The following is a 22,080-nucleotide window of genomic DNA, read 5'->3' as shown; positions in this document are numbered from 1 at the left end:
ACGAGCCCCTAGGTACCGATAGAGAGATAAGTGACTTTGGCGTTCTGGACAACCGCTGACCATTCAGTCGCCGCCCATGAGAAGCCCAGCAAAGTTTTGCTGATGAGGAACGCATTCCAATTCCCCTGGCCCGTTTCTCCACAGGACAGCAATGTCTGATAGTGAGCATTGGGAAATGCCAGCGGCAGCGAGTAGGGCACTGCGGCGTTACTGGAAATATCGCCGACCTGAATTTGACCCCACTGAATAATCAGGCTGCCCAGCCAGGTCGGAAAAGTGATGTAACCATTGGCGGCGAGGCTAATCCCGAAGCCCCAGCGCATCTTTTTCGGGGTGACGATCGTGGTGTCATCCACACCGGCATTCGTCAGCGTTTGGGTGGCGATTTTGGCTGTGCCCTGATTGATTTCCGTCGCCTGAGCGGCCAGCGTTACCAGCGCGGCAATATCAATGTTTCCCTGATTGATCGGCGCGTTCCAGGCCTTGATGCACCACATCACGGCCAAGCTACGTGGTCGGTTCTCGGCAGCAGTTGGCACTACGTCCGAAGCATCAAATTTGACATTAATGCTTATCCCCGCGATTTCCGTAGTAGTCGCCGGCTGGCCTGGACCAACGACACTGTCGACGAACGCACCTGTCGGCGCTCCGGAATCAACCCGCCTGTACACATTGGCCAAGGTACCTGTGATGTTTTGAATTGCATCACCCTGGTAGGAGCCAATAGCGCGTCCTGCATCTACGCCACGTCCATGATCCCAGCCACGCAGGAACTCGGCGCGCGATTCCGGCAGACGGAAGTTGCCCGCGCCCTCATCGCCTTTGTTGAAGGCCGTGCCCAGGAACGCGGCCAGATCCGGATACGCCGCAGTACTCTTAACGCTGCCGTCAACTTCCAGAAACCCCGGCGCGATCTTGTCGACTGGGAACGCCACCATCGTGCCGACCGGCAACGCCGAGGCCTGGGCAATCATCGACTCGATTTGCGGCTTGGTGTATGCGTCGGTGATCCCCATCCCGGCCAGCGTGCTGGGGTTATCCCCCGACACCACTACACCGCGATTGTTGACCTTAACCCGGGTGAACTCACCGGCCGTTTTATTCGCCGGCAGCACTTCCAGAATCGCCGCATCGACGTAGGCCCGTGACGCCAGCACAATCGACGGATCGATCTTGAGCGTGATATTGCCGGTGTTGGTGACAATGAAGTTCATCCGCACAATCTGCGTGCGGCCAGAGCCTTGCGACAGAATCGGCTTGAAACTCGGCGCGCAGTTGGCCACCGCCACCAGATCGCCGTCGATGTCGTACAGACCGATTTCGCGAATCCACTTTCCGCCCTCATCGGCCGGAATAATCTGCTCGGCGATGATCACCGCCTGGTTGACCGGGTCAATCTTGAGTTGATTCAACGGTCGGCGCCGCCATTCGTTGATCAGTTTGGTCTGTGCGGCATCGGGAATGGGGTCGGTGCCATTGGCATCTCCGACACCCATGTCGGTGATCTTCCAAGGCACGCCGAGCGCGTCGGCGTTCGCTTGCTTGACCATCCCCACGTTGGTGAGGATCGCGAAAAACTGCGAATTCGAATCAATCATAATAAACGTCCAGGGTGTCTATGGAGTGTTCGCGGCCGACCACACCGAAGCGTCCCGTGACCTCGATGTCACGCATTACCGGCGGGTACACGTCGACTTCGTCCCCTTCGTAGAGGGTGACGCTGATGTTCAAGTCGCCGTGAGTTTCCAGACTGATTGCCAGCCCGGTCAGATGGCGGGTGAGGGGCTTGGCGTCGTCGATCAGCCAGGTCAGTTCCTGATACATCTCTTCGGTAATACCGGTGTCCAGCACGCCGACCTTGAGTGCGAAAGTGGCGCGAGGGCCGTGCGGAACCGTCTGCCACCATTCGATGATCTCGATCAGATAGCCCAGCGGCTCGACCACACGCCGCAGGGAGCCGATGGTGCCTTTGCGCGAATGGATGTAGTACGCGGCGCGGATGGCCGAGCGCTTGGCGCCTTCCGTCCATTTGCTATCCCAGCGATCGACCGAAAACGCCCAGGCCAGGTACGGCAGCAGGGGCGGGGGGCATTGGTCCGGGTTGTAAAGCGTGCGCAGCGGAATCGGCACGCGCTGAATCTGTGCCAGGGCCTGAGCAGCTTGGCGTTCCAGTAGTGTCGCGTTACCTGGCAACAAGGGGTGGTCAGCCATCACTCAATCCCCAGTACCAATTCAACGCTTGTGCAATACGGCGCCTGGTATTTGGTCGCGACGATATCGACCCAGTCTTCCAACACCACTTTTCGTATGCCTTCGACGTGCAACGAAGCGTGGACAATTGATTCTGAAACTTCCAACCCAAGGCGACGACGCTGGTGTACGAATTGGAGCAGCCGAGCTTCAGCGGCGGCGAGGATCAGTTCGGTTTCGGGACCGGTAGTCAACGGATAGAGCCTGGCTTTGATCTGGTAATTGATGATCTCCGCCCCCTGAACGGTCAGACGATCTGCCACCGGGCGGCGGTCGTCGTCGCTGAGATAGGTGTTGACCTTGTTGAGCAAGGCTTGTGAGGCAGTGCCATCCCCCAATGCCGATTGCACGGTAACGACAGCCTCGGCCGGCGCGGGGCTTTCGGCAGTGGCATCGGCAACCTGACCGTCCGCGGATCGGGCGTGGAAGATGTAACTGTTGCGCGGCCCGGCTGTGCTCAGACCTTCCCACGCCATTTGTGCGCGTTCACGCAGGCTGTCTTCACTTTCCATCAGCTGTGGAATCGGCGGCACGGCCGAAGGATTGGCGACCTGAATGACCAGCCGTTTGACGTTGACGTTGGCGGCCAGATTTTCCAGGTCGGTGCCTTTGGCCAGGGCCAGCATGTTGGCAACCGACGCTTCGTTGACTCGCTGACGCCAAACGGTTTCGCGGTAGGCGTTTTCCTCGAGCAATTTGGTCAGCGGCTCCGACTCCATATTTAGGCGAGCGGCAATCTCGGCCTGTTCCTCGACCGGCCACAGACTGATGGCGAAGGCCTTGCGCTCGGCGAGGATCTGCTCATAGTCGATCTGTTCGACGACTTGCGGCGCCGGCAGTTGGCCGAGATCGATGGCGACGAAAGTGTTCATACGCTGCCCCCCAGTTGCAGAGGCACGCTCAGGCTCAGCGGCTGGTTGTTGTCGACGATAGTGCCTTCGAACTCCAGCGAAGCCTGGCCCTGAAGATTCGCGCCGATGAACTGGATACGGCTGAGGCTGATGCGGGTTTCCCAGCGCATCAGGGCCATAACGGTGGCGGCGTAGACCTGCAAACGGGTGAAGTCGTTGAACGGCTGATCCACCAGTTCGGGGAGCAGGCTGCCGTACTCGCGGCGCATCACGCGGGTGCCGATACGAGTGGTCAGGATGTCGGTGATGGACTGGGCGATGTGTTCGACCAGGCCGAGGGCTGCGCCGGTTTCTCGGTTCATTGAGGTTTCCCCGTTTTAGCGCCGCCGGCCATGACGTCGCCGTGCAGATGCTTCACCAGACTGATGTCGGCCGCGATGACATCTTTGGACACGGTGACCATACCGGTGACGTTCTGGTTGCCGGTCTGGGTGTAGTCGCCTTCATGGGTGATCGGGCCGACGATGTGGATGCCGCCGGTGCTGACCAGGTTGGTGGTACCGCCTTCGGCCAGCGTTGCGTTGAGGTGGTGGGCAACACTGTCGTACTCGATGACGGTTCCGTCGCGGTACGTGGTTCGGTGCAGGCCTTCGCGGTCGCCGTTGGCCGGGATGTTGTCGCTGAACAGGCCGGTCAGGACCACGCCGTTGCCGAGTTGGCCGGATGGGCTGAAGAGGATGACCTGTTCGCCTACGGTGGGTGGGTTCCATTCCCGGTCGGCGCCGGCTCGGACGGCGACCCATGGGAGCCAGGCGGTGGTGAGCGTTCCGGTCTCGACTTGCACGCGCGGGGGCTTCATCTGGACGGCAGCGATGGTGCCGAGGCGGATGAGGTTTTCGATGAGGCGGGCGAGGGTGGCTAAGTTGTCCATGGCGCCAATATTGGCGCTATGGATGTGAAAACGCAGCGAAGACGGGTTGTAATGTTCCACATTACAATGGAAGGATTAACTAACTCAGCGGGGTAGGGAAAGAAGAAAGTTGTCAGTGAGTTCAAAAAGCAGGTCTGTTGGATCACTTCCTTTTTCTTTCATATGAAGCATTTTTATAATCTGATCGTCGTCTAAGACAATTATCAACTTGCCTGATTCGCGCATAGCTCCTTGGGCCATTTTTGTCGCACTGGCATGCGCACCTTTTCGGGTGAGCATGATCGCGACTCGTCTAAGTCCTTTTTCCAAAAGGTACTTTTCTGTGGTAAGCACCTGGCCTTGTCTGATTGGTTCTTCATAGTTTTTAAATTCAAATATTATATATCTGCTTTGTAAATGCTGAATTAGGAAATTCCAAAAATCCGTAGATGGCTTAATTCGGCAGACGTAATCGAACCGGTTGAGCTCATCATCCGTTCTGTGTTGAGGATTCCAGCCAGCCAAATGGTCCGCGAAAAGGTATTTTAGTATTTTTTCACAAGTCGTTTCAAAGTCGCTCCACTGTGCTCTACCAGGCGCGATTGCGCGCAACTCTTCTGATAGGTCAGAACCTCTGGTGTCTATGGCTTCTGATGGTTCAGCATCTAAATCTGGAGGCAGATTTAATATCGCGTTTTCTTGTTCTCCAAATTCGGAGCCATAAAAATCTTCAAGGGTTGCGGCGTGATCGGTAGGGTCAATTTCTAAGTTGGCATACAGTTCTTCAGTGAGCTCGGGAGACGCGGACGCAAGATGAAATAGTTGCTGTCGGTCTAAGACGGTAATTGCATAACTGCGGCGTAAGTGTTCTCTCTGCTCTGCCGAGATAATGCATGAAGCAATCAGCATCCCACGTGCATTATTTTTTGCCATTGCTAAGCGAATCTGATTTGCAGCATTGCTTAATAGCTTAAGTTGTGGTCGTTGTGTTTTGTAGAATTTTGCTTCTACTACCCATGTGTTATTTCCTTTTTTTATTAGAAGATCTGCGTTTGTAGGTCGAGTCTCACTGATAGTGTATTCGTTGTGTTTGAGCAGCTTTTCTACTATTTTTTCGAAACTCCGACCTGCTTCTAATAAATCTTCCATGTGGTTCGCCATGAGTTGCTGTACGGGTAATGCGCATGATATTTACTTTGTTAGTTTTGCTCAAGCCTTATTGTCTGGTAAGGTTCGACAGTAAATAGGCTTTGATAAAGTCAGAATTCTGCTTTGTTAATCCAAGGACTTCACGCTGGAAATACTTCACTTCCGTGACACCACGTCCAGCACGATCTTTCAATCCATACTGATGCACCCGAGCGATGCGAGCTATGCGACCGGTGAATCCGACGCTAATCGTATTTGAGTCACACTGAACCTTTATATAGCGGGATGTGCGCAGTTTCTGAAACATCTTCCCCTTCTGCTTCACCCTCCCTTGCTTATTCCGCAGATTGCGCCGCTTACGCGGTGTGTACTTGCTGCCGTCTGGGTTCTCTTGGGCAATGATTCGTTGCTGCTGACTGCGTCGTAACGCCTGGCCGATGCTGCGCGCCAGCTTATTGCGCGATGCCGGCTCAAGCTGCCCGAGCAATCCCGCCGCCCAATCCTCCAACGTCTCCAGTCGATTGGTCATTTCGGCAGCACCCATTCGCTACCGGTACCCTGCGCGCCAGGTATCCAGTTCGGATCAAGAAAGTCAGCAGCCCGTTGCGGCTCGCCGGGATGTCGAATCGTGGTATTGCCCTGGTCATCCTTGCCCACAACCACACGCTCCGTCAGCGGCAGCGTCAGGCTCATATCTACTTTGCTGTTGTCGAGAATGTCAGCCTCGAACTGAATGCCGTCAGCGGCCTTGTTCAGATTCTCCAGCAGCTCGGACTGGTGAACGCTCAGCCAACCCAGCAGCGGCAACATAACGCTGTCGGGATGGCCGGCGAAATCGGTGAGGATGACTTGCAGGTCGAAGCTGTATTCAAACGAGAGGGTTGCGGCAGCGGTGCAGCGGATCTTGCCGTTGTCGATGAAGATCAACAGTCGGTCGGGGTTGTGCTTGAGTTCGGCCACCGTGGCGAGCAGGTGGGCTTTCAGGCTGTCGGGCTTGTTCATGGTTGGGCCTGCTGGTGTTGGTAAACCATGTCCACTTGGCTCGCACAGTCTGCCCAAGCGGCCTCGACACGATCCTGGTCGGTGAGCTGATCGCCGTTACTGCGCGGGCTGGTCGCCGGTAGCGTGCACGGCACCACGGCCGGACAGCCACTGACGATAAGCGTCGGCGCCAGTGAAGGCGGGGCGCTCGCGCAGCCGGCGAGCAGCATCAGGCAAAAGCTGTGCAGCCCAAGTGCGTAGGTCGGCGTTTTCACGTTTCAGAGCCTCGATGGTGAGTTCGCGCTTTGCCAGGCCTTGGCGCAGATGATCCTGTTGCGCGCGCAGGGTGGTCTGGGCGTTGCGTTCCTGTTGCAGGGTGGCGTGCAACTCGTTGGCGTTAGCGAGATTGCGCTCGGCTTGTTCTCGGGCGCGGCTGGCATCCAGCTCGGCCAGTCGGGTGACCTTGTTCGCCCCACTGATTCGCAGCTCCTGGCTCCAGATCAGCAATCCCAGGGCCGCGAGCAGCGCGATTCCAAGCAGGGCTTGGCGCAGGGTGCTCACGCCCGGAACCAGCCAAGTTTGTTCATGTCCGCGACGTCTAGCTGCTGCACCGGGCCGCGAATGATGATGACTTTGCGCGCTGGCATCTGGACGTAGAGCGCGTCGCACAGCAGTTCAATGTCGTGCTGATCACTGTCCTCTGGCACCACCAGCAGATCACCGTCCTGCACGTTCAATCGTTGCACCGCGTCGAAGTCGATCATGCCGCCACCGCCTGACCGCAACCGCAGTCGTCGTGCCGCTCGTAGGCCCGCTGGAGTTTGATGTCGTACAGGTTTCGCTGGTAATCCGGACCGTTGTAGAGCTTGGCGAACTCGGCCCATTTTCGCCCCTTCAGTGCCTTGTGCAGCACTGGGTCGGTTTCGATGAAGCGAACGAAGGCGTCGAACTGCTGCGACTCGCCCGCGCTCATGGCGGTGACGAAATCCTGCACGTTGCTGTAGCCCAAGCGCTGCCAGTGAAAACCCATGATCTGGAAGGCGCCCCAAGAAGCAGACTCCAATGCGGCGGTGTCGTCGATCAGGCGAGCGGTGGCCAAGCGCTGGTGTTCGGCACTGCCGCCGGCATAGCCACCGGATTTCGGATTGACGACGGCCGGGTTGGCTGCGGCCAGGTGATCGGCGTGGCGCTTGAGTTCGTTGGCGTCGTCGTCCTCGTCGCGGACCTTCTTTAACTGCCGGTACATGATGTGTCGTTCGAAGAGGATCACTGGCTTGCCGTTGTCGAGGAAACCGCTACCTTTCGATTCCACTTCGTTGATTGCGTAGACGCTGGCCAGCGGTACGCCGAGACGTTCGGCGGCGTTGACCAGGTCGATGTTTTTCAGCAATCGGTGGCAGTTGGTACCGGCGAGTGCCGCTTGCGTTTTTTTGCCGGCGACACCATCGGCGACCAGTCCGACACTGAGTTGGTAGGCGCGCACGGCGGATTCAGTGGCGTTGCCGTAATCACCATCGACATCCATTTTGGCGCCGTACTGATTGAGGTTCTTTTGCAGGATGCGCACCGCTTGCGAGCGGTCGCCATGGCGAAGTGTGGTCATAGCTGTTCTACCTTGCGGTTGAAAATCTTCTTGGCGGCAGCGCGGGTACCCTCGACGCCGAGCAGCCCGATGACACCGCCGAAGAACGGTGCGGTCGAGGCCGGAATTCCCAGCAGCGACAACCCGTGACTGGCGGACAGGGCGAGCGCGCCGCAGAGTGGGGCCTCGATCATCATGCGGCGCACCGTACCGCCGCCGTAGATCACCCGCAGGCTTGCGATGACCAGGGCCAGTAGTCCGGCATAAATGGCGGGCCAGTTCTGTTCGAGCCAGGCGGCGAGCCAGGCCCAGGTGTCGGGACGGTCAGGCATGCGTTTCATTCCATGATCCAGAGTGGTTGGGTTCAAGGGCGCGGTGCGGGCGGTTCAGTCCCATAGGTTCACCATCTGCCGTTGCGGGGCGGCGGCTTGGGCTTCTGGCATTTGCACCAGTAGACCTTGCGGCAAGGTCGGGCCGTGGTCGGCAAGGCCGGGGTTGGCTTCGAGTACTGCTTCGGTGACACCAGCGGTACGGCCGTAGTGACGCCAACACAGGGCATCGACGGTGTCGTTTTGTTGGGCGCGGATGCTGACGGGCATCAGATCAACTCCACGGTGGTGCGGCCGAGGCCGAGAAAGTCGCGCACGGCCCAACGTTGGTCGCGGCGCAGTTCGTCGATGCTCGGGGTCAGCTCTTCGGCATTCTGGCTGCCGCTGTTGGTACTGTCGTAGGAGCGGTAACGCTCGCAAATCTCCGCGCCGGTCGCGGCGTAGATCGCCCGTTGGTAGAGGTGAACGAGTTCAGATTTGTCCTCGATTTGTTCGGCCGGGATGTCCGCGAGGGTGGCGTAGCCTTCTGCCTGTTTGGCGCGGCGCCATGCGGCGAACTCACGATTCACGCTGATGGCGGCGGCGATGGTCGCGGTTTCCAGACGGATCGGCGTGACACTGGAGTCGATGCGCAAAGTGCCGCGCACGTCGTCGAGGTCGATCGACGGCCAGAAGGGGTCGGTGTTGATGTGGCCGCTGGGGGCCGGAGTACCGCTGCCGCCCGCTACGAATCCGCTCATGAATCTGCGCTCTGTTGTAGGTCGCCGGTGGTCGGGGCTTCACGTTCAGGAGGAGCGGCCTGGCCGATCCGCCCCGAGCCGGCGGGGTGCGTGGGGACGCTCGATTAGCTGCCAGCGGCAGCAAGTTTGTTGAGCAGGCGTTCGGCCCGCTCCAGATCCTTTTTGCCACCGCAGGCGTCGTGCAGGTCGATGGCTTTCTTCAGCAAGTCGATGCCGGCTTGCACCTGACCCGGTTGGTCGGGCTTTTCGTCGGTGATGCCTTCGAGCGTTGCGCGCCCCATGGCGAGGAACAGCTTGGCGCGTGCCTGGTCGGGCATGTCTTCGGCGTCGGTCAGTTCGGCGGTGCGGTGCAGGACGGCCAAGTCGAACGGCTCGCCGACCTTCTGTGCTTTGAACGCGGCGGTCGCGACTTCTTCGGCGACCAGACAGCCCAACGTGCGGGCGAAGCGATCCGGCATGACCATCTTGTGTTGCAGAACGTACTGCGCGATATCGAGGCCACCGGTGAAGTCGCCGGCATCGAAGCGCCAGACCATGATGGTGGTCAGCACTTCGTCTTGGGCGCCTTGCCCGGCGTCCAGCACGCCTTGCACGTAGGGGATGTACGCGGGCAGCAGCTGTCGTTTGAGTTCGGCTTTACCCTGGTTCGATTGCACCTGTTTCAGGCGCAGGCGGTCTTGCAGCAGTTGGTTGAGCTGATGTTCATAGGCCGTGGCGCCGGCCATGGTCTGCGTGGGTTCGGTCGCTGCCGCCTCAATGGCGGCAGTGACTCGCTGGAAATGTTGCTTGGCGAGGCTGCTGGCCATGGCTTATGCCCCTTCAAGCTCGATGTTCTCGACCAGGCAGCCGAGGCCGTAATCCTCAACGACATAAGCGTCGTTGCTGGATTCGTAGTTCTCGACGCGGTTCTTTTCCGGCGCTTCCTTCACATAGCGGCGGCGCCCACCGATCTGCCAGTAGATGGCGAGATTGCTCAGCGTGGTGATCAGTGCAGCACCGTCGGGCACGTACGGCACTTCGACCGGCTGCTTACCGCCCATGCGCTTTTGCGACAGGATCATGTCGGTTGCCAATTTCTCGGTGGCCGGCTGTTCCTTGTTGATTAGCGGGAAGTATTTGTCGTGCACCAGGTTGCTGCCGAGGATGACCACAATGCCCGGGTCCTTGCGGTGCCACGGGTCGATGAGGTTGGCGATTGCGTCATAGACCAACGCGTCGAGGTTGTTGTAGTCCGCTTCTGCACCCGTGCCGATGACGATCTTGCCGGCGGTTTTGCCATCCTTGAGCACGCGCGCCGAGGCGTTGTTGCGGTACTGCTGAAGCCAGCCGATGTTGACGTCCTGCAACAACGGGTTGGCTTGGCGGTCGGTGGTGGCGGCAGCGCTGACGCCATTGAAGCCGACCATGATGCGGTCAAGGGCCTGGCGCTTGAGGATCGCGTCGCGCAGGCGTGCCTGGAAGTCTGGAAACTTCGCCCAGGCGTCGAGCTGCGCGTAGCGGATCGCGGTATCAAAGTCGGTGTGCTTGGCTTCGTAGCCTTTCTTGTCCAGCGACGACACGTCGCGAGGTTGGCGCACGCCGTTGCCGGTGGTGTCGGTGCGGCCAGCAATGGTGCTGCTGACGCCAAGGCCGACCTTTTCGCCTTGCAGCTCATCGACCCCAATGATGCCGATTTGGCCGAGGAATTCGCTGGATTCCTGCATGCGGGTTTCCAGCGTTTGCTGCACGGTCGGATCGACCGCGAAAGTGGCGGCGGTCGAGGACACGCCATTGAGGCGCGCCAACTGGCTCAGGTAAGCGTTGAAGTGTTCGCGAGTGTCGTTACGCATGAATATCGTCCTTCGAGGGTCGGGGCTGTGGGTGGGCCGGCTGTCAGCAGTCGGTCATGACCTGGTTGTCGCCACCGGTGACCGGAGGGCGCTTCTTCTGGTTGTGGTCTTGGGTGTTCGAGAGCTTTGCCTTCAACTCGGTGAAGTCCTTGCTCAGTTGATCCAGCCGGGTGTTCAGGCCGGCAGAGAATTTTTTCTCGGCGGCCAGCTGGTCTGGCAGGTCCTTGACGTGCTCGGCGACGGCTTCGACGGCTTGGCTGATCTGCGAAAACTCGGCGTCATCCTTGGCCTGTTTGCCGCCGAGCAGGATTTGCACCTTGCTGAACAGCTGAGCGCCGAGGCTTGGTTTGTCCTCGATTTCTTCAAAGGTCAGCTCGGTTTCCAGCGCTTCGGTGAACATCGAGGTCGCGGAGTAGTGGCGATCCTTAAACGGGTTGGCGTCTGGTTTCTGGGCTGAGAACGCCAAGACATCAGTGCCGAGGCTGGCCGGGGAGTCGGTGACCGCGAGCCCGACGATGTACGCCTCGCCGGTATCGGCAAAGCTGTCGTCGATTTCGATCGATGTGTAAATCTTCTGCTTCGCCTTGTTCATGGCGATCAGATCGGACGTCGGCTCGACCTGGGCGAACAGCGCCAGTTTCTTCTGGCCGTTGATGTCCACTTCTTCGGTCTTCACGGCCAGCACGTCGCCGTAAGCCTTGAATGGGCTGTCCGGCATCACGCTACGATAATGCTCCAGCCAGATGCGGGCACCGTAAGTGGACGGGTTGAAGTTCTTCGCGGCCTGTTCCAGCCAGCTGCGTTTGATGGTGCGCTTGTCCGAGGTGGCGCCCTCGACGGCGACGCGGAACCAGTTGCTGCGAAACTTCTTCATGCCGGGAATCCTCATTGCTAGGGGCGCCTGCTTTTGGGTGAGCAGTGCGTTGCGATGAAGGGCATGGTCGTGACGCGCGCGAGTTGCGGCAATGAGGCAGGACTGTAGGCCAGGGCGGTACAAGGGGCAGCGCTATTGAGTCGCGGTCGCGGGCGGCAGCATCGCGGCCATGACTACGACCGCACTGCTGCCCATCGACCCCCGCCGCCAATCCAAGTTTCTCTACTGGATGGGTTGGCGCATCTGCGAGATTGCCGAGGCTACGGGCGAAAAGGAAAAAACGCTACACAGCTGGAAGGCTCGCGATGAGTGGGACCGGGCGGACAACGTCGAACGCATCGGCGGGGCACTGGAAGCGCGGTTGGTGCAACTGATCCTCAAGGAGGGGAAGAGCGGGGGCGATTTCAAAGAGATTGATTTGCTGCACCGGCAGTTGGAGCGGCAGGCGCGCATCCAGCGCTTTCAAGGTGGCGGTACCGAAACCGACCTCAACCCAAATCTGGCGAAACGCAACGCCGAGCCGAAGAAAAAGGCCGTTAAGAACGAGATTGACGAAGATCAGATCGAACTGCTGCGCGAGGCCTTCATTGATGGCTGTTTCGACTATCAGAAAGACTGGTACCGCGCCGGCAATCAGCGCACCCGCGTCATCCTCAAAAGCCGGCAGATCGGCGCCACTTACTACTTCGCCCGTGAGGCGTTCATTGATGCGCTGGAGACCGGGCGCAACCAGATTTTCCTGTCGGCTTCGAAGAACCAAGCCTACCTGTTCCGGGGCTACATTCAGGCGTTCTGCCGCGAGGTGATCGGTGTCGAGCTGACCGGTGACCCCATCGTGTTGCCCAACGGCGCCGAGCTGTTCTTTCTCGGTACCAACGCCCGTACCGCCCAGGGCTATCACGGCAATTTCTACTTCGATGAGTTCTTCTGGACATTCAAGTTCGAGGAGCTGAACAAGGTTGCCTCGGGTATGGCGATGCACAAAAAGTGGCGCAAGACCTACTTTTCCACGCCGTCGAGCATGGCCCATGAGGCGTACACCTTCTGGACGGGCGAGCGCTTCAACAAGGGCAAGCCCGCCGCGCAGCATACGAAGGTGGATGTGTCCCACGGCGCGCTCCAGCAGGGCCGGTTCTGTGAGGATCGGTTGTGGCGGCAGATCGTCACGATTCTCGACGCGGAGCGGGGCGGTTGCGACCTGTTCGACATCGAAGAACTGCGCCGCGAGTACAGCCCCGAGGCGTTCGCCAACCTGCTGATGTGTGAGTTCGTCGACGACGGCGCGAGCATTTTCCCGTTGACCTTGTTGCAGTTGTGCATGGTGGACAGCTGGGTCGAGTGGGCCGAGGACTACAAGCCCTTCGCCATGCGCCCGTTCGGCGACCGTCAGGTCTGGATCGGTTACGACCCGGCCGAGACAGGCGACTGTTCCGGCATGGTGGTGGTCGCGCCCCCGCTGGTACCGGGCGGCAAGTTCCGCATCCTTGAGCGCCACCAATTCCGGGGCATGGATTTCGCCGCGCAGGCCGCGTTCATCAAGAGCGTCTGCCACCGCTACTGGGTGACCTACATCGGCATCGACGTGACAGGTCTGGGCAGCGGCGTGGCCCAGCTGGTGCGCCAGTTCTTCCCGGCGGTGACCACCTTCAGCTATTCCCCCGAAGTCAAAACGCGCCTGGTACTCAAGGCCTACGACGTAATCCACAAGGGCCGGCTCGAATTCGACGCCGGCTGGACCGACATGGCTCAGTCGCTAATGGCGATCCGCAAAACCGTCACCGCCGGCGGACGCCAGTACACCTACACCGCCGGCCGCAACGACAACACCGGCCACGCCGACCTGGCCTGGGCGCTCTTTCACGCATTGCACCACGAACCGCTTGAGGGGCAGACCACTGCCAACACTGGGCGTATGGAGATTTATTGATGACCGAACAAATGGCCAACCAGACGTTGCCCGCGACTACACCCGCCATAGGCGCCGGGACGCAGGTTTTTTCCTTCGGCGAGCCGACGCCGGTGCTGGGTGGTCGGGAGGTTTTCGACTATCTGGAATGCTGGTTCAACGGGCGGTGGTATGAGCCGCCGTTGTCGCTGGATGGGCTGGCCCGGTCGGTGGGCGCGAGTGTGCATTTGCATTCCGGGTTGATGTTCAAGCGCAACCTTTTGAGCAAGACGTTCATCCCACATCCACTGTTGTCCCGCGCTTCGTTTGAGCAGTTTGCGTTGGACTTCCTGTGTCTGGGCAACGGCTACCTTGAGGGGCGTCGCTCGCGGTTGGGCGGGGTACACAAACTGGAAACGCCGTTGGCCAAGTACATGCGTGCCGGGCCGGACGGGCAGTTTTACCAGGTGCGGGGGTGGAAGGATGAGCACGCGTTTGAGCCGGATAGCATTTTTCATTTGCGTGAGGCGGATCTGCATCAGGAGATCTATGGGTTGCCGGAGTGGATCAGCGCTTTGCAGTCGGCGTTGTTGAACGAGTCGGCGACGTTGTTTCGGCGCAAGTATTACGAGAATGGCAGTCATGCCGGGTTCATTCTGTATATGACGGATGCGGCGCAGACCGAGGCTGATATTGATGCGTTGCGCAAGGCACTGAAGGAGTCGAAAGGGCCGGGGAATTTCCGGAATCTATTTGTTTACTCACCGACCGGCAAAAAGGACGGGATTCAGCTGATCCCGGTGAGTGAGGTCGCTGCGAAGGATGAGTTCAACTCGATCAAGAATCAGACACGGGATGACGTGTTGGCCAGCCTGCGCATTCCGCCGCAGTTGATGGGGATTGTGCCGCAGAACGCGGGTGGGTTTGGATCAATCAGAGAGGCCGCGCAGATCTATGCAGCCAACGAGCTGGAACCTATCCAGACGCGGATGCTGCAGTTGAATGATTGGCTGGGTGAAGAAGTGATGCGGTTCAGACCTTATGAACTGGCCCCGGCCATTTAGGCCAGGGCGCTGAGTTGATCAACGTCAGTCGTCGAAAATGATGTCGCGTTGATCAATCATTCCATGGCTGGAGATTGATATCTCGAACCGTTTGAAGAGGCTGAAAAAGTCTACAAGGGGCATATCAAATCGGATCTTGCGAACCTTGAGCGGGTTACCAGAATCAACTGCCGCCTGGACATCATCATATCCTTCGTATTTCGTTACCAGAGCGGTGACGCTAACGTCCGTTACCTGAGCCTTACCCATCAACTCAGATGAGTACGCCTCTATACCCACCAGAAACTCTCCCTCGTTTACCAGACCCTGATTTTCAAGGTACTTGGAGATACTGTCGTGATCACGGCGGTCAGCTGCTGCTGTGCCTTTGAAGTCACCGTACTGAACACTGGCGTGAAAGTTTTCCTGCCCCATCATTCTTTTCCTTAAGTGAGAGTTGCTTCGAGCTGCTCTGTTCCGAATTGGAGGGGCTTAGGCCGCGTGCCGACATGTTAATTAAGGGGGAATTTCGGCCTTCGCTCAGTGTGAAATGCCCTAGAAGACCCTACCATTGACAGCGCGTGCTAGCAAGCGTTGAAGTTGCTTAGGCCCAATAAATACGGGCCTTTTAGCTTGGTTGAAACCGGCTGAGAGCTATTTGTGTGGCAGGTCATTCGAAGTTTTTGAATCTCGCTAATCCTTGCCTCACACCTTCGGTGCTACTGACGTGCCACACGAGGTGAGTGGCGTGCTTATAGCCTGGCGCGCGCCGTCGTCCCCCCACCTCGCCTACGGGCTAAATGGGTCTTTTTTTCTGCACTTCTGCGCATTGCTCGATGGTAGCCAGGCCGGGCGTTCGATTCGAATTTTGGACGGTGTCGTTCCCTGCGAAACCCTGCATGGCTCAATACTGGGCGCATAGCTTGGAAAGCGGGGAGGGGCTTTTTCAGGAATGCCATCGGAAAAAGGTAATTTTGTAATTTGGGACGTTCACGCGGCTCAAGGCCGCGCATTTACTGGGTTCTACGGATTACTTGGATAAGTAATTTTTAGTAATCCAAAAGGTAATTATTACGTAACTCATTGATTTATAAGAGCTGGTGCCTCAAAGAAGATTACCTTCAAGAAGAGTAATTTCATTACCTTTTAATTACTTGGATATTACCTTTCCGGTTTCATCTGAAAGCCTTGAAAACTGAGGCTTGGAGCCCAGAGTCTCGTCGGCCTTACTAAAATTACTCATTTCCGATGCCTCACCCGAAAAACGCATTCAGTCCTATGCGGCGGTGGTGGATTCGCTTGCCGCAGAAATCCATGGGAACGCCGTGGGAATGCTTGCGCGCTAACTATCGCCGCGAAACCCTTATAAACCGGGGCCTCATTGCCCGAAAAGTGCGATCGGGTGCTTTCGAATCTCTCCTTCACCGCCAAATTCGATGTAAACAAAACCCCTGGTTTCGAAAGAAACCAGGGGTTTTGTTGTTTCAGGTGCCTGAATTTCAGGCGGCAGAAACCAGACCGCTTCTGAAATTGATGTAGGACGTTGGATCGGCGTGTGGGAACGCCTGCTGCAAACCCGCACGTTTAGACGTTTTAGGAGGTTTCAGCACTTGATAACCCCGTTCTTGCCGGGGATTCGTTTTGCGCCTTCGATGAGGTACAAAGTGAATCAAAGGGCAACGCACTCTGACAGGCCCATCCATCAGCACGGGTACGCGCACGTTATGCAGGAACTCACCATGAAGCAGGCGGAGCTGGAGAAGATTCATGTGGAGATCGTCAAGCTGATGGCTGAGCAGCGCAAGTTGAACGCTGAAGCTGGCAAGATGACGCGGGAGACGTTCTGGTACCCGGTGGCGGTAGCCACTGGTTTGATTGGCACGGTGGCGACTGTCACGGCGGTGTTGGTCAAGTTTCTCTGATTCGTCGTTTGCCCAAATCCCCTGATCAGAATGAGCGACGCGGCGTAGCGTTTAATACACTTCATTCTTTGAGCAACAAGGAAATTAAATGATCACCACCACAACCCATTCCATCGAAGGTCGGCAAATCACCGCGTACCTCGACATCGTCAGTGCCGAGTCGGTGCAAGGCGTCAACGTTATCCGCGATATGTTTGCCGGGATGCGGGATATTTTTGGTGGGCGTTCGCAGACGTTGGAGCGGGCGTTGAAGGAGGCGCGCGAGCAGGCCACTGACGAGATCAAGGCGCGGGCGCGGGCACTGCAGGCGGATGCGGTGGTGGGGCTCGATTATGAGATCAGCATGCCGGCCGGGAAGGGCGGGATGGTGGTGGTTTTCGTTACGGGTACGGCGGTCAAGCTTCGGTGATGCGAAAGGGGCCATTCGTCGGGCGTTGGGCTATCTGAACAGCAAGTCCAGTAATGACCGGCTAGTCTCAAAATCCTTGGTGGTCGATATTTTTCAGGCAATAGGGCTTGCCGGTGTCGATCCCGTTTTTGAGAGGGGCGAAGAGATGGCTGATCCGTATATTGAAGACGACGGCGCGGAGTTTCCGATCAACAATTTTGTACAGTGCGGCCAGACGCAGTATGTAGCCAGCTTCGGTGAAGATCAGACCGAGGTCGACAAGATCAAAACCCGGGCTTGCCGAGTGCTGAAGGGAAAATTCCTACCCAAGGTTACGGCACCGGCCAGGAAATAATGGACATTGAACAGACCCCGTCATCGAGCGGGGTTTTTTGTATCTGGAAGATTGTGTGAACATTTATTTAATGCGGATTTTTTTCACAAAGTTTTCACACGGACCTACGTAGGCTCAGCTCATCCGTTAGAAGCAACACCCTGCCCGTTCCCCAGCGGGCTTTTTTTTGCCTGTCATAAAACCTTTTCCAAAAATGCTGTCCAACCGTCGCCAACAACGAGGTTGGGCGCGCGCGTGGCTGGACTTTTTCTCCTCTAAAGCATTCAATCTCGCCCCCTTTCGTTTACACCCCTATTTTTTGAGGTTTTTGTCATGCGTTTCACTCTGCCTGCTCTGGTTCTGGGTCTTCTGGTTGCTCAAGGTGCAATGGCTGGTGACGGCACGGCCGCCATCGGTGGCGGTTTGGGCGGTGCACTGGGTAACGTTGTAGGCCAGAGCATGGGCGGCAGCACTGGCGCGGCTATCGGCGCAGGTGTAGCGGGCGCAGCGGGCAGTGCCGTAGCGGCTAAAAAAGGCCGTCGTACCAGCGCTGCCATCGGCGGCGGCGTTGGCGCTGCGGGTGGTTCGGTGATCGGCAATAGCCTGGGCGGCAAGACCGGTTCGACCATCGGCGCAGGCCTGGGTGGTGCACTGGGCGGTGGCGTAGGCAGCAACCTGGCCAAAGGTCACAAGCGTCACTGAGCAAATCTGCTCGCCTGAAAGAGCCCGGCTATATGCCGGGCTTCTTGGTTTTGAACGTTTCTCGGTGCAACGCCTCAAACCCTGCATACCCCTGAAGAATAAGAGGCTGGCCATGAACCCGAAAACCAAAGGCAAATCAGTTGCAAGGCTGAGTACTCGACGTACCACGTTGCCCGCGATTGTTTTTGGATTGCTCCTCTCGCAAGCGGCAATGGCGGCCGGTGACGGTACGGCGGCGGTAGGTGGTGGTCTTGGTGGTGCGTTGGGCAACGTTGTGGGTGGGCAGATGGGCGGCAGCACCGGAGCTGCGATTGGTGCCGGTGTCGGCGGTGCAGCCGGTAGTGCGGTTGGCGCGCAAAAAGGCAACCGCACTGAAGCCGCGATCGGTGGTGGTTTAGGCTCAGCGGGTGGTTCGGTGATTGGTAACAGCCTGGGCGGCTCTACCGGTTCGACCATCGGTGCAGGCCTGGGCGGGGCCGCAGGTGGGGCCGTCGGCAATAATCTCGGGGACGACAACCACAGCTCCCATTCCGGTGGTGGTCATAAACACAAAAACAAGAACAAGCACAAAAACAAACACCACTGATTCAGTCGTGATCAACAGACAAACCCGGCCAAGCGCCGGGTTTTGCTTTTCTGGCTACCTCTCAGGAACGTTTTGGCTGTGGCTCACCTCGAACTTCATACACCCCTGAACAAATGAGGCCCGCCATGACCCCGGAAACCGAAGGTAACGAAGAGAAAGGCCCAAGTGGTTTGCCATTTATCAACGACCCCGGCAATGAAGATCCAGGTTCCTTGATGGACGATGCTACGGTCCCGCTCAACGATTCCGATGACGCCGGCGACGTTGGAAATCTCGAATTTGAAGATGAGGATGAAGACGGCGAAGAGGATTGATTGAGCCGGCGTTGACCGGTTGTCTTGCCGATCGAACCCCGTGCACGGTGGAAATCTCGAACGTTCAGGGCCTGCATTTCAGGCTCTTTGCGAGGTGCACCATGAACGCTGACACGAAAGACACCGACACGGACGATACCCCGGAGTATCCGTTGCCTTCACCGACCGATCCCTTGAGCCGCGACCAGCGTCCGCCCGACGAGGATGCCGGCGTCGAGCAGGTTCCCAATGAAGAGGTGAAGCGTACGGATACGGATGTTGAGGCAACGCCTGAAGACCCGGATATCGCTGGCGAGGATTACTCTGGCGAACCGAGTTAAGCAACTTTTGAAGGAGGTTCGTCATGAACAGGTCAACAGTGACTGCCCTGACGGTAGCCGGGTTGTTGTCGTTGGGTGCTTTGTCGGTATATGCCGGTAACGACGCCCCAGTCGATAAGGGCGGAATGCCGCCGTCTACGGAAATGAATGCTGGCTCCGGTCCGGAAAATGCCTTGCCACCCGGCACGATTGAAGGCGGGAATGGTGGGGATGCTGATGGGAGTAGTACTAGCCCTGGGACGGGTGGGGGGAGTTCGGCGGGGAGTGGGGCTGAGTCAGGAAAAGCAGATAGTTCGGGGAGTTCAGGCACTGAGAAGAAGGAATAGTTTGAATTAAATATGGATTTCTAAGCCCAGTTATTTACTGGGCTTCTTGCGTGCGGGATGCGTATAACCTCTATTTTTTTAGGGATTCCAGCCAGCGGAAAAAGTAATCGGTCTGCATTTGTGGATCATTGACGATCTGTTCGTCGTCATAGTCAAAAATGTTAACGATATCTTTTCTAGAAGCTTTCACGCCAAGTTTGTGTTCGTAAGCCATGATTCCAGCTCCCATTTGAGATGACATACTGGATGGTCGAACATTTAACTTTGCACCTTTACACAAAAACTTAGCATTGGGGAGTTCTTTGATTATTTTCCCAAGGCATTCGTATATGTCAGCTCCCGAGGTTTGGGTTGTCCAACCATTCTCAAGCATTACCTTCATGGTCGGCGTTCGCTCGTCGTAGGTGAGTACGGCTGTTTCCAGTTTGTCAGCGATTAAGACAGGGATTTTTTGGGTTTTCATTTATCGCTTCCTATCAGGGTTTGGAATGGAATATCCCACGTAGCTGCCATCTTTCTTCAACGGGGTAGCGCCTAAAATGTCATCACTTTTGATTCTGTCCGGAATTGCTATTTCATCTTCGTAGCTATAGGGGACATCATTAGGGTGAAGCTCTTTGTTGATGTCGTGTCCATCTATTTTTTTTAGTGTGTATAAGAAACCTTTTTTGGTTCTGTAATGTGTTCCGAAATCGATGGCAACCTCTGGGTCGGTTGATGTGCTTACAAAATTACTCGGAGGATTTCTGTTATCCCAAACATGTAGCTTTAAGTCTGTGCTTTTTCCTAAGCTAACGAAGCCAGTATCAAAGATTTCGTTCGGGCTACGGAGATCTCCACGGTATAGATATTCACCCTGATTTTGCGAGGAAGGAAGCGCAACATCCCCCTCATCAACCTTAGCCCCAACACCACCATCCGGCGCCGAGCAACCCGGCTTATTCCCCCCCGGACAATTCCCGCTCAACCCCAACGGATCCACCCACCCCGTCGGATTCGGCGTGTACCGATACGCGTTCAACCCACCCGCCAGTTTCACCGGATCCGGCGTCAGGTAGCGCCCCGTATCCGGGTGGTAATAGCGGTGGCGGTTGTAGTGCAGCCCGCTTTCGGCGTCGAAGTACTGGCCCTGGAAACGTAGCGGTTGTTCCAGTTGTTCGCCGCCGCCATGGGTGATTTGGTTGACCTTGCCGTAGCCGGTGTACCTCGCCGACCAGACGATCTCGCCGCTGTAGTCGGTCAGTTCCTGCGGGGTGCCGAGGTGGTCGAGGTGGTAGTAGAACGGGCAGGCGTGTTTCGGGCCTTTGCCGTCGAGCAGGGCCAGCGGGCGGAAGCTGCCGGGTTCGTAGAGGTAGCTGCGGTAGTGCCTGGGGCTGCTTTCGGCGATGAGGTGGTCGCCTTGCCAGAAAAACTGTGTGGTCTGGCCGTCGACGGTCTTGGCGATGCGTCGGCCGAAGGCGTCGTAGCGGTAGGCCGTTTCGCGGCCGTCGGGTGCGGTGAAGCCGGTCAGGCGGTGCTGGCTGTCGTAGGTGTAGGTCGTGACGGCCTGGCCACGGCGTTCGCGGATCAGGTTGCCGTAGGCGTCGTAGTCGTAATGCCGGTCGGCGTGGCGCAGCAGGCGGTTGCCCTTGAGGTGCCAGGGGCCGGGGCGATCGTGGATCAGCAGGTTGCCGGCCGGGTCGTGGCTGAAGTTTTCCGGGTCTTGATCGCGGGCGTGGCGAACACCGGTCAGGCGGTCGAGCGGGTCGTACTGGTAGTGGCGCTCGCCGTGACGGGTGTCGTTGACCTGTGCGAGGTTGCCGTTGGCGCTGTAGGCATAATCGCGGCGGTACAGCGGACGCTCGGCTTGCCGGACGGCGTGGGCGTGCAAACGGCCCTGCTCGTCGTAGGCAAAGTCGCTGTGCAGCAGGCCTTGTTGGCGCTGGCGTTCCCTTCCGAACTCAAATTGATGACTGCTCAGCCGCGAACCGTTGAGGTCAATGGCCGTCAACGCCCCGCCTTGCGCGCGGTGATATTCAAGACGACTGTTGTCCGGCAGCCGCAAGTGCTGGAGCTGGCCGCAGGCGTCGTAGCCATAACGCAACGTGCCCCAGCCCTGGTGCTCGGTGATCAGCCGGTCATGGGCGTCGTACTCGAACTCCAGCGGGTGATCCTGCCCGTCGTCGACGCTGACCAGTCGCCCCAGCCCGTCATAGCGATACTCGACCTTGCTGCCGTCCGGCAGGGTTTTGACCAATAACCGCCCGGCGCTGTCGCGCTGATAACCGCTGACCAGCTGCGAGCCGTCATCACCGAACTCGGTTTTCTCCAGCAACTGGCCGTTGAGGTCGTAGGCGTACGCCGTGCGTCGCCCGTCGAAGCCGGTTTCCTGACGGATCAAGCCGCTGGGCGTGTAGTCCAGCCGATAGCGGTCGCCGACTTCGTTTTCAATCTCGGTGAGCAACAGTTGAGCGTGGTCGTAGCGGTACTTCAGCTCGCTGCCGTCGGGGTTGATCCGCCGGCTGACCAGGTGCAGGTCGTCGGCGTACTCAAAACGCGTGACCCGCCCCAGTTCATCGGTTTCGGCGGTGACCTGGCCGTAGGCGTTGTAGCTGAAACGGCGACGGCCCCCCGTCGGAAAGGTCGTCTGCAGCAGTCGGCCAAGCGCATCCCACTCATAACCCGTGACCGCGCCGTGTTCGTCCTGAACCGTCGTCCGTCGCCCCAACGCATCGTAGGAAAACTGCCGCCGTCCGCCGTCGGGCAAGGTTTCCGCGAGCAGGTGG

At 58.0% G+C, this 22,080-nt stretch carries 29 protein-coding genes and 1 pseudogene; 9 read left to right on the top strand and 21 right to left on the bottom strand.

Translation table 11 applies throughout. The features are described from left to right. Nucleotides 1-8 precede the first annotated feature (8 nt). From M5G20_RS21815 to M5G20_RS21730, 18 genes and pseudogenes are all read right to left on the bottom strand, one after another. Nucleotides 9-1,598, bottom strand: coding sequence for a phage tail-collar fiber domain-containing protein (locus M5G20_RS21815; RefSeq protein ID WP_273920823.1), 1,590 nt, complete (start codon nucleotides 1,596-1,598; stop codon nucleotides 9-11). Further along, nucleotides 1,591-2,211: a phage tail protein I gene (locus tag M5G20_RS21810; RefSeq protein WP_273920822.1), complete on the bottom strand. Its 621-nt coding sequence runs from the start codon at nucleotides 2,209-2,211 to the stop codon at nucleotides 1,591-1,593. Before M5G20_RS21810 ends, M5G20_RS21815 begins: the two co-directional genes overlap by 8 nt. Continuing rightward, the gene (locus M5G20_RS21805) at nucleotides 2,211-3,122 is read right to left on the bottom strand and encodes a baseplate J/gp47 family protein (protein WP_273920819.1); all 912 of its coding nucleotides are present in this window, start codon (nucleotides 3,120-3,122) and stop codon (nucleotides 2,211-2,213) included. The genes M5G20_RS21810 and M5G20_RS21805 overlap by 1 nt, the downstream gene beginning before the upstream one ends. Then, a complete protein-coding gene (locus tag M5G20_RS21800) occupies nucleotides 3,119-3,463 on the bottom strand; it encodes a GPW/gp25 family protein (protein WP_115989328.1) in 345 nt (114 codons plus the stop codon). Before M5G20_RS21800 ends, M5G20_RS21805 begins: the two co-directional genes overlap by 4 nt. Beyond that, complete coding sequence (locus tag M5G20_RS21795) at nucleotides 3,460-4,032, bottom strand: phage baseplate assembly protein V (RefSeq protein WP_273920816.1); 573 nt, start codon at nucleotides 4,030-4,032, stop codon at nucleotides 3,460-3,462. The genes M5G20_RS21800 and M5G20_RS21795 overlap by 4 nt, the downstream gene beginning before the upstream one ends. An 84-nt stretch (nucleotides 4,033-4,116) precedes the next feature. Then, nucleotides 4,117-5,160, bottom strand: coding sequence for a restriction endonuclease (locus M5G20_RS21790; RefSeq protein WP_273920814.1), 1,044 nt, complete (start codon nucleotides 5,158-5,160; stop codon nucleotides 4,117-4,119). Between the two features lie 67 nt (nucleotides 5,161-5,227). Further along, nucleotides 5,228-5,689 (bottom strand): phage virion morphogenesis protein, encoded by a 462-nt coding sequence (locus tag M5G20_RS21785; RefSeq protein ID WP_273920813.1) that lies wholly within the window; start codon nucleotides 5,687-5,689, stop codon nucleotides 5,228-5,230. Next, nucleotides 5,686-6,162 carry a phage tail protein gene (locus tag M5G20_RS21780; RefSeq protein WP_273920812.1) on the bottom strand — a complete coding sequence of 159 codons (477 nt, stop codon included), beginning with the start codon at nucleotides 6,160-6,162 and terminating at the stop codon, nucleotides 5,686-5,688. The genes M5G20_RS21785 and M5G20_RS21780 overlap by 4 nt, the downstream gene beginning before the upstream one ends. Then, nucleotides 6,159-6,344: pseudogene (gene lysC, locus M5G20_RS21775) on the bottom strand (Rz1-like lysis system protein LysC); the annotation flags it as partial. The pseudogene lysC and the gene M5G20_RS21780, both read right to left, overlap by 4 nt. After that, nucleotides 6,259-6,702 (bottom strand): Rz-like lysis system protein LysB, encoded by a 444-nt coding sequence (gene lysB / locus M5G20_RS21770; protein WP_273920809.1) that lies wholly within the window; start codon nucleotides 6,700-6,702, stop codon nucleotides 6,259-6,261. The pseudogene lysC and the gene lysB, both read right to left, overlap by 86 nt. After that, nucleotides 6,699-6,905 carry a hypothetical protein gene (locus tag M5G20_RS21765; protein ID WP_273920807.1) on the bottom strand — a complete coding sequence of 69 codons (207 nt, stop codon included), beginning with the start codon at nucleotides 6,903-6,905 and terminating at the stop codon, nucleotides 6,699-6,701. The genes lysB and M5G20_RS21765 overlap by 4 nt, the downstream gene beginning before the upstream one ends. Next, nucleotides 6,902-7,744: an N-acetylmuramidase family protein gene (locus tag M5G20_RS21760; RefSeq protein WP_273920806.1), complete on the bottom strand. Its 843-nt coding sequence runs from the start codon at nucleotides 7,742-7,744 to the stop codon at nucleotides 6,902-6,904. The genes M5G20_RS21765 and M5G20_RS21760 overlap by 4 nt, the downstream gene beginning before the upstream one ends. Beyond that, nucleotides 7,741-8,064 carry a phage holin, lambda family gene (locus tag M5G20_RS21755; RefSeq protein WP_273920805.1) on the bottom strand — a complete coding sequence of 108 codons (324 nt, stop codon included), beginning with the start codon at nucleotides 8,062-8,064 and terminating at the stop codon, nucleotides 7,741-7,743. Before M5G20_RS21755 ends, M5G20_RS21760 begins: the two co-directional genes overlap by 4 nt. Before the next feature lie 45 nt (nucleotides 8,065-8,109). Next, nucleotides 8,110-8,322, bottom strand: coding sequence for a tail protein X (locus M5G20_RS21750; protein ID WP_257357923.1), 213 nt, complete (start codon nucleotides 8,320-8,322; stop codon nucleotides 8,110-8,112). Beyond that, nucleotides 8,322-8,792 carry a head completion/stabilization protein gene (locus tag M5G20_RS21745; protein ID WP_273920802.1) on the bottom strand — a complete coding sequence of 157 codons (471 nt, stop codon included), beginning with the start codon at nucleotides 8,790-8,792 and terminating at the stop codon, nucleotides 8,322-8,324. Before M5G20_RS21745 ends, M5G20_RS21750 begins: the two co-directional genes overlap by 1 nt. A gap of 104 nt (nucleotides 8,793-8,896) precedes the next feature. Then, nucleotides 8,897-9,598 (bottom strand): phage terminase small subunit, encoded by a 702-nt coding sequence (locus M5G20_RS21740; protein WP_273920801.1) that lies wholly within the window; start codon nucleotides 9,596-9,598, stop codon nucleotides 8,897-8,899. 3 nt (nucleotides 9,599-9,601) lie between these two features. After that, entirely contained in the window at nucleotides 9,602-10,621 is a 1,020-nt protein-coding gene (locus tag M5G20_RS21735) for a phage major capsid protein, P2 family (protein WP_160769724.1), read from the bottom strand. Nucleotides 10,622-10,664: 43 nt separating this feature from the next. Continuing rightward, on the bottom strand, nucleotides 10,665-11,495 hold the full coding sequence (locus M5G20_RS21730; RefSeq protein ID WP_273920800.1) for a GPO family capsid scaffolding protein: 831 nt from the start codon (nucleotides 11,493-11,495) through the stop codon (nucleotides 10,665-10,667). Between the two features lie 169 nt (nucleotides 11,496-11,664). On the opposite strand from M5G20_RS21730, the gene M5G20_RS21725 reads away from it, so the two are divergent. Next, nucleotides 11,665-13,422, top strand: coding sequence for a terminase ATPase subunit family protein (locus M5G20_RS21725; RefSeq protein ID WP_273920798.1), 1,758 nt, complete (start codon nucleotides 11,665-11,667; stop codon nucleotides 13,420-13,422). Between the two features lie 11 nt (nucleotides 13,423-13,433). Further along, on the top strand, nucleotides 13,434-14,444 hold the full coding sequence (locus M5G20_RS21720) for a phage portal protein (protein ID WP_273920916.1): 1,011 nt from the start codon (nucleotides 13,434-13,436) through the stop codon (nucleotides 14,442-14,444). 24 nt (nucleotides 14,445-14,468) lie between these two features. Here the strand turns inward: M5G20_RS21720 and M5G20_RS21715 are convergent, their stop codons facing one another. Further along, a complete protein-coding gene (locus M5G20_RS21715) occupies nucleotides 14,469-14,858 on the bottom strand; it encodes a hypothetical protein (protein ID WP_273920796.1) in 390 nt (129 codons plus the stop codon). 1,304 nt (nucleotides 14,859-16,162) lie between these two features. On the opposite strand from M5G20_RS21715, the gene M5G20_RS21710 reads away from it, so the two are divergent. The 7 genes from M5G20_RS21710 to M5G20_RS21680 all read left to right on the top strand — a co-directional run bounded on the left by M5G20_RS21710 (nucleotide 16,163) and on the right by M5G20_RS21680 (nucleotide 18,989). Next, a complete protein-coding gene (locus M5G20_RS21710) occupies nucleotides 16,163-16,345 on the top strand; it encodes a hypothetical protein (RefSeq protein ID WP_083659350.1) in 183 nt (60 codons plus the stop codon). A gap of 88 nt (nucleotides 16,346-16,433) precedes the next feature. After that, nucleotides 16,434-16,754, top strand: a complete 321-nt coding sequence (locus tag M5G20_RS21705) for a YbjQ family protein (RefSeq protein WP_273920794.1) — start codon at nucleotides 16,434-16,436, stop codon at nucleotides 16,752-16,754. A gap of 145 nt (nucleotides 16,755-16,899) precedes the next feature. Then, nucleotides 16,900-17,088 (top strand): hypothetical protein, encoded by a 189-nt coding sequence (locus tag M5G20_RS21700; RefSeq protein ID WP_075948780.1) that lies wholly within the window; start codon nucleotides 16,900-16,902, stop codon nucleotides 17,086-17,088. 312 nt (nucleotides 17,089-17,400) lie between these two features. Continuing rightward, nucleotides 17,401-17,769, top strand: coding sequence for a bacteriocin (locus tag M5G20_RS21695; RefSeq protein WP_273920793.1), 369 nt, complete (start codon nucleotides 17,401-17,403; stop codon nucleotides 17,767-17,769). Between the two features lie 112 nt (nucleotides 17,770-17,881). Beyond that, on the top strand, nucleotides 17,882-18,355 hold the full coding sequence (locus M5G20_RS21690; protein WP_273920792.1) for a glycine zipper domain-containing protein: 474 nt from the start codon (nucleotides 17,882-17,884) through the stop codon (nucleotides 18,353-18,355). Between the two features lie 125 nt (nucleotides 18,356-18,480). Beyond that, a complete protein-coding gene (locus M5G20_RS21685) occupies nucleotides 18,481-18,669 on the top strand; it encodes a hypothetical protein (RefSeq protein WP_056853803.1) in 189 nt (62 codons plus the stop codon). Nucleotides 18,670-18,770: 101 nt separating this feature from the next. Then, nucleotides 18,771-18,989, top strand: a complete 219-nt coding sequence (locus M5G20_RS21680; protein ID WP_273920790.1) for a hypothetical protein — start codon at nucleotides 18,771-18,773, stop codon at nucleotides 18,987-18,989. A 396-nt stretch (nucleotides 18,990-19,385) separates the two neighbouring features. Here the strand turns inward: M5G20_RS21680 and M5G20_RS21675 are convergent, their stop codons facing one another. Further along, nucleotides 19,386-19,778 (bottom strand): hypothetical protein, encoded by a 393-nt coding sequence (locus M5G20_RS21675; RefSeq protein ID WP_273920788.1) that lies wholly within the window; start codon nucleotides 19,776-19,778, stop codon nucleotides 19,386-19,388. Further along, a partial coding sequence (locus M5G20_RS21670; RefSeq protein ID WP_273920787.1) for an RHS repeat-associated core domain-containing protein occupies nucleotides 19,779-22,080 on the bottom strand: 2,302 nt, incomplete at its 5' end. It lies immediately after the preceding gene.

Source organism: Pseudomonas sp. TNT2022 ID1044, from assembly GCF_028656895.1.
Taxonomy (GTDB): domain Bacteria; phylum Pseudomonadota; class Gammaproteobacteria; order Pseudomonadales; family Pseudomonadaceae; genus Aquipseudomonas; species Aquipseudomonas reinekei.
Note: the sequence above shows the minus strand (reverse complement) of the source record. Positions and strands in the feature narration are given on the sequence as shown.

Excerpts from the sequence above, each read along its gene's own strand:
- M5G20_RS21815 (WP_273920823.1), bottom strand. The coding sequence starts at position 1,598 with ATGATTGATTCGAATTCGCAGTTTTTCGCGATCCTCACCAACGTGGGG.
- M5G20_RS21810 (WP_273920822.1), bottom strand. The coding sequence starts at position 2,211 with ATGGCTGACCACCCCTTGTTGCCAGGTAACGCGACACTACTGGAACGC.
- M5G20_RS21805 (WP_273920819.1), bottom strand. The coding sequence starts at position 3,122 with ATGAACACTTTCGTCGCCATCGATCTCGGCCAACTGCCGGCGCCGCAA.
- M5G20_RS21800 (WP_115989328.1), bottom strand. The coding sequence starts at position 3,463 with ATGAACCGAGAAACCGGCGCAGCCCTCGGCCTGGTCGAACACATCGCC.
- M5G20_RS21795 (WP_273920816.1), bottom strand. The coding sequence starts at position 4,032 with ATGGACAACTTAGCCACCCTCGCCCGCCTCATCGAAAACCTCATCCGC.
- M5G20_RS21790 (WP_273920814.1), bottom strand. The coding sequence starts at position 5,160 with ATGGAAGATTTATTAGAAGCAGGTCGGAGTTTCGAAAAAATAGTAGAA.
- M5G20_RS21785 (WP_273920813.1), bottom strand. The coding sequence starts at position 5,689 with ATGACCAATCGACTGGAGACGTTGGAGGATTGGGCGGCGGGATTGCTC.
- M5G20_RS21780 (WP_273920812.1), bottom strand. The coding sequence starts at position 6,162 with ATGAACAAGCCCGACAGCCTGAAAGCCCACCTGCTCGCCACGGTGGCC.
- M5G20_RS21765 (WP_273920807.1), bottom strand. The coding sequence starts at position 6,905 with ATGATCGACTTCGACGCGGTGCAACGATTGAACGTGCAGGACGGTGAT.
- M5G20_RS21760 (WP_273920806.1), bottom strand. The coding sequence starts at position 7,744 with ATGACCACACTTCGCCATGGCGACCGCTCGCAAGCGGTGCGCATCCTG.
- M5G20_RS21755 (WP_273920805.1), bottom strand. The coding sequence starts at position 8,064 with ATGAAACGCATGCCTGACCGTCCCGACACCTGGGCCTGGCTCGCCGCC.
- M5G20_RS21750 (WP_257357923.1), bottom strand. The coding sequence starts at position 8,322 with ATGCCCGTCAGCATCCGCGCCCAACAAAACGACACCGTCGATGCCCTG.
- M5G20_RS21745 (WP_273920802.1), bottom strand. The coding sequence starts at position 8,792 with ATGAGCGGATTCGTAGCGGGCGGCAGCGGTACTCCGGCCCCCAGCGGC.
- M5G20_RS21740 (WP_273920801.1), bottom strand. The coding sequence starts at position 9,598 with ATGGCCAGCAGCCTCGCCAAGCAACATTTCCAGCGAGTCACTGCCGCC.
- M5G20_RS21735 (WP_160769724.1), bottom strand. The coding sequence starts at position 10,621 with ATGCGTAACGACACTCGCGAACACTTCAACGCTTACCTGAGCCAGTTG.
- M5G20_RS21730 (WP_273920800.1), bottom strand. The coding sequence starts at position 11,495 with ATGAAGAAGTTTCGCAGCAACTGGTTCCGCGTCGCCGTCGAGGGCGCC.
- M5G20_RS21725 (WP_273920798.1), top strand. The coding sequence starts at position 11,665 with ATGACTACGACCGCACTGCTGCCCATCGACCCCCGCCGCCAATCCAAG.
- M5G20_RS21720 (WP_273920916.1), top strand. The coding sequence starts at position 13,434 with ATGGCCAACCAGACGTTGCCCGCGACTACACCCGCCATAGGCGCCGGG.
- M5G20_RS21715 (WP_273920796.1), bottom strand. The coding sequence starts at position 14,858 with ATGGGGCAGGAAAACTTTCACGCCAGTGTTCAGTACGGTGACTTCAAA.
- M5G20_RS21710 (WP_083659350.1), top strand. The coding sequence starts at position 16,163 with ATGAAGCAGGCGGAGCTGGAGAAGATTCATGTGGAGATCGTCAAGCTG.
- M5G20_RS21705 (WP_273920794.1), top strand. The coding sequence starts at position 16,434 with ATGATCACCACCACAACCCATTCCATCGAAGGTCGGCAAATCACCGCG.
- M5G20_RS21700 (WP_075948780.1), top strand. The coding sequence starts at position 16,900 with ATGGCTGATCCGTATATTGAAGACGACGGCGCGGAGTTTCCGATCAAC.
- M5G20_RS21695 (WP_273920793.1), top strand. The coding sequence starts at position 17,401 with ATGCGTTTCACTCTGCCTGCTCTGGTTCTGGGTCTTCTGGTTGCTCAA.
- M5G20_RS21690 (WP_273920792.1), top strand. The coding sequence starts at position 17,882 with ATGAACCCGAAAACCAAAGGCAAATCAGTTGCAAGGCTGAGTACTCGA.
- M5G20_RS21685 (WP_056853803.1), top strand. The coding sequence starts at position 18,481 with ATGACCCCGGAAACCGAAGGTAACGAAGAGAAAGGCCCAAGTGGTTTG.
- M5G20_RS21680 (WP_273920790.1), top strand. The coding sequence starts at position 18,771 with ATGAACGCTGACACGAAAGACACCGACACGGACGATACCCCGGAGTAT.
- M5G20_RS21675 (WP_273920788.1), bottom strand. The coding sequence starts at position 19,778 with ATGAAAACCCAAAAAATCCCTGTCTTAATCGCTGACAAACTGGAAACA.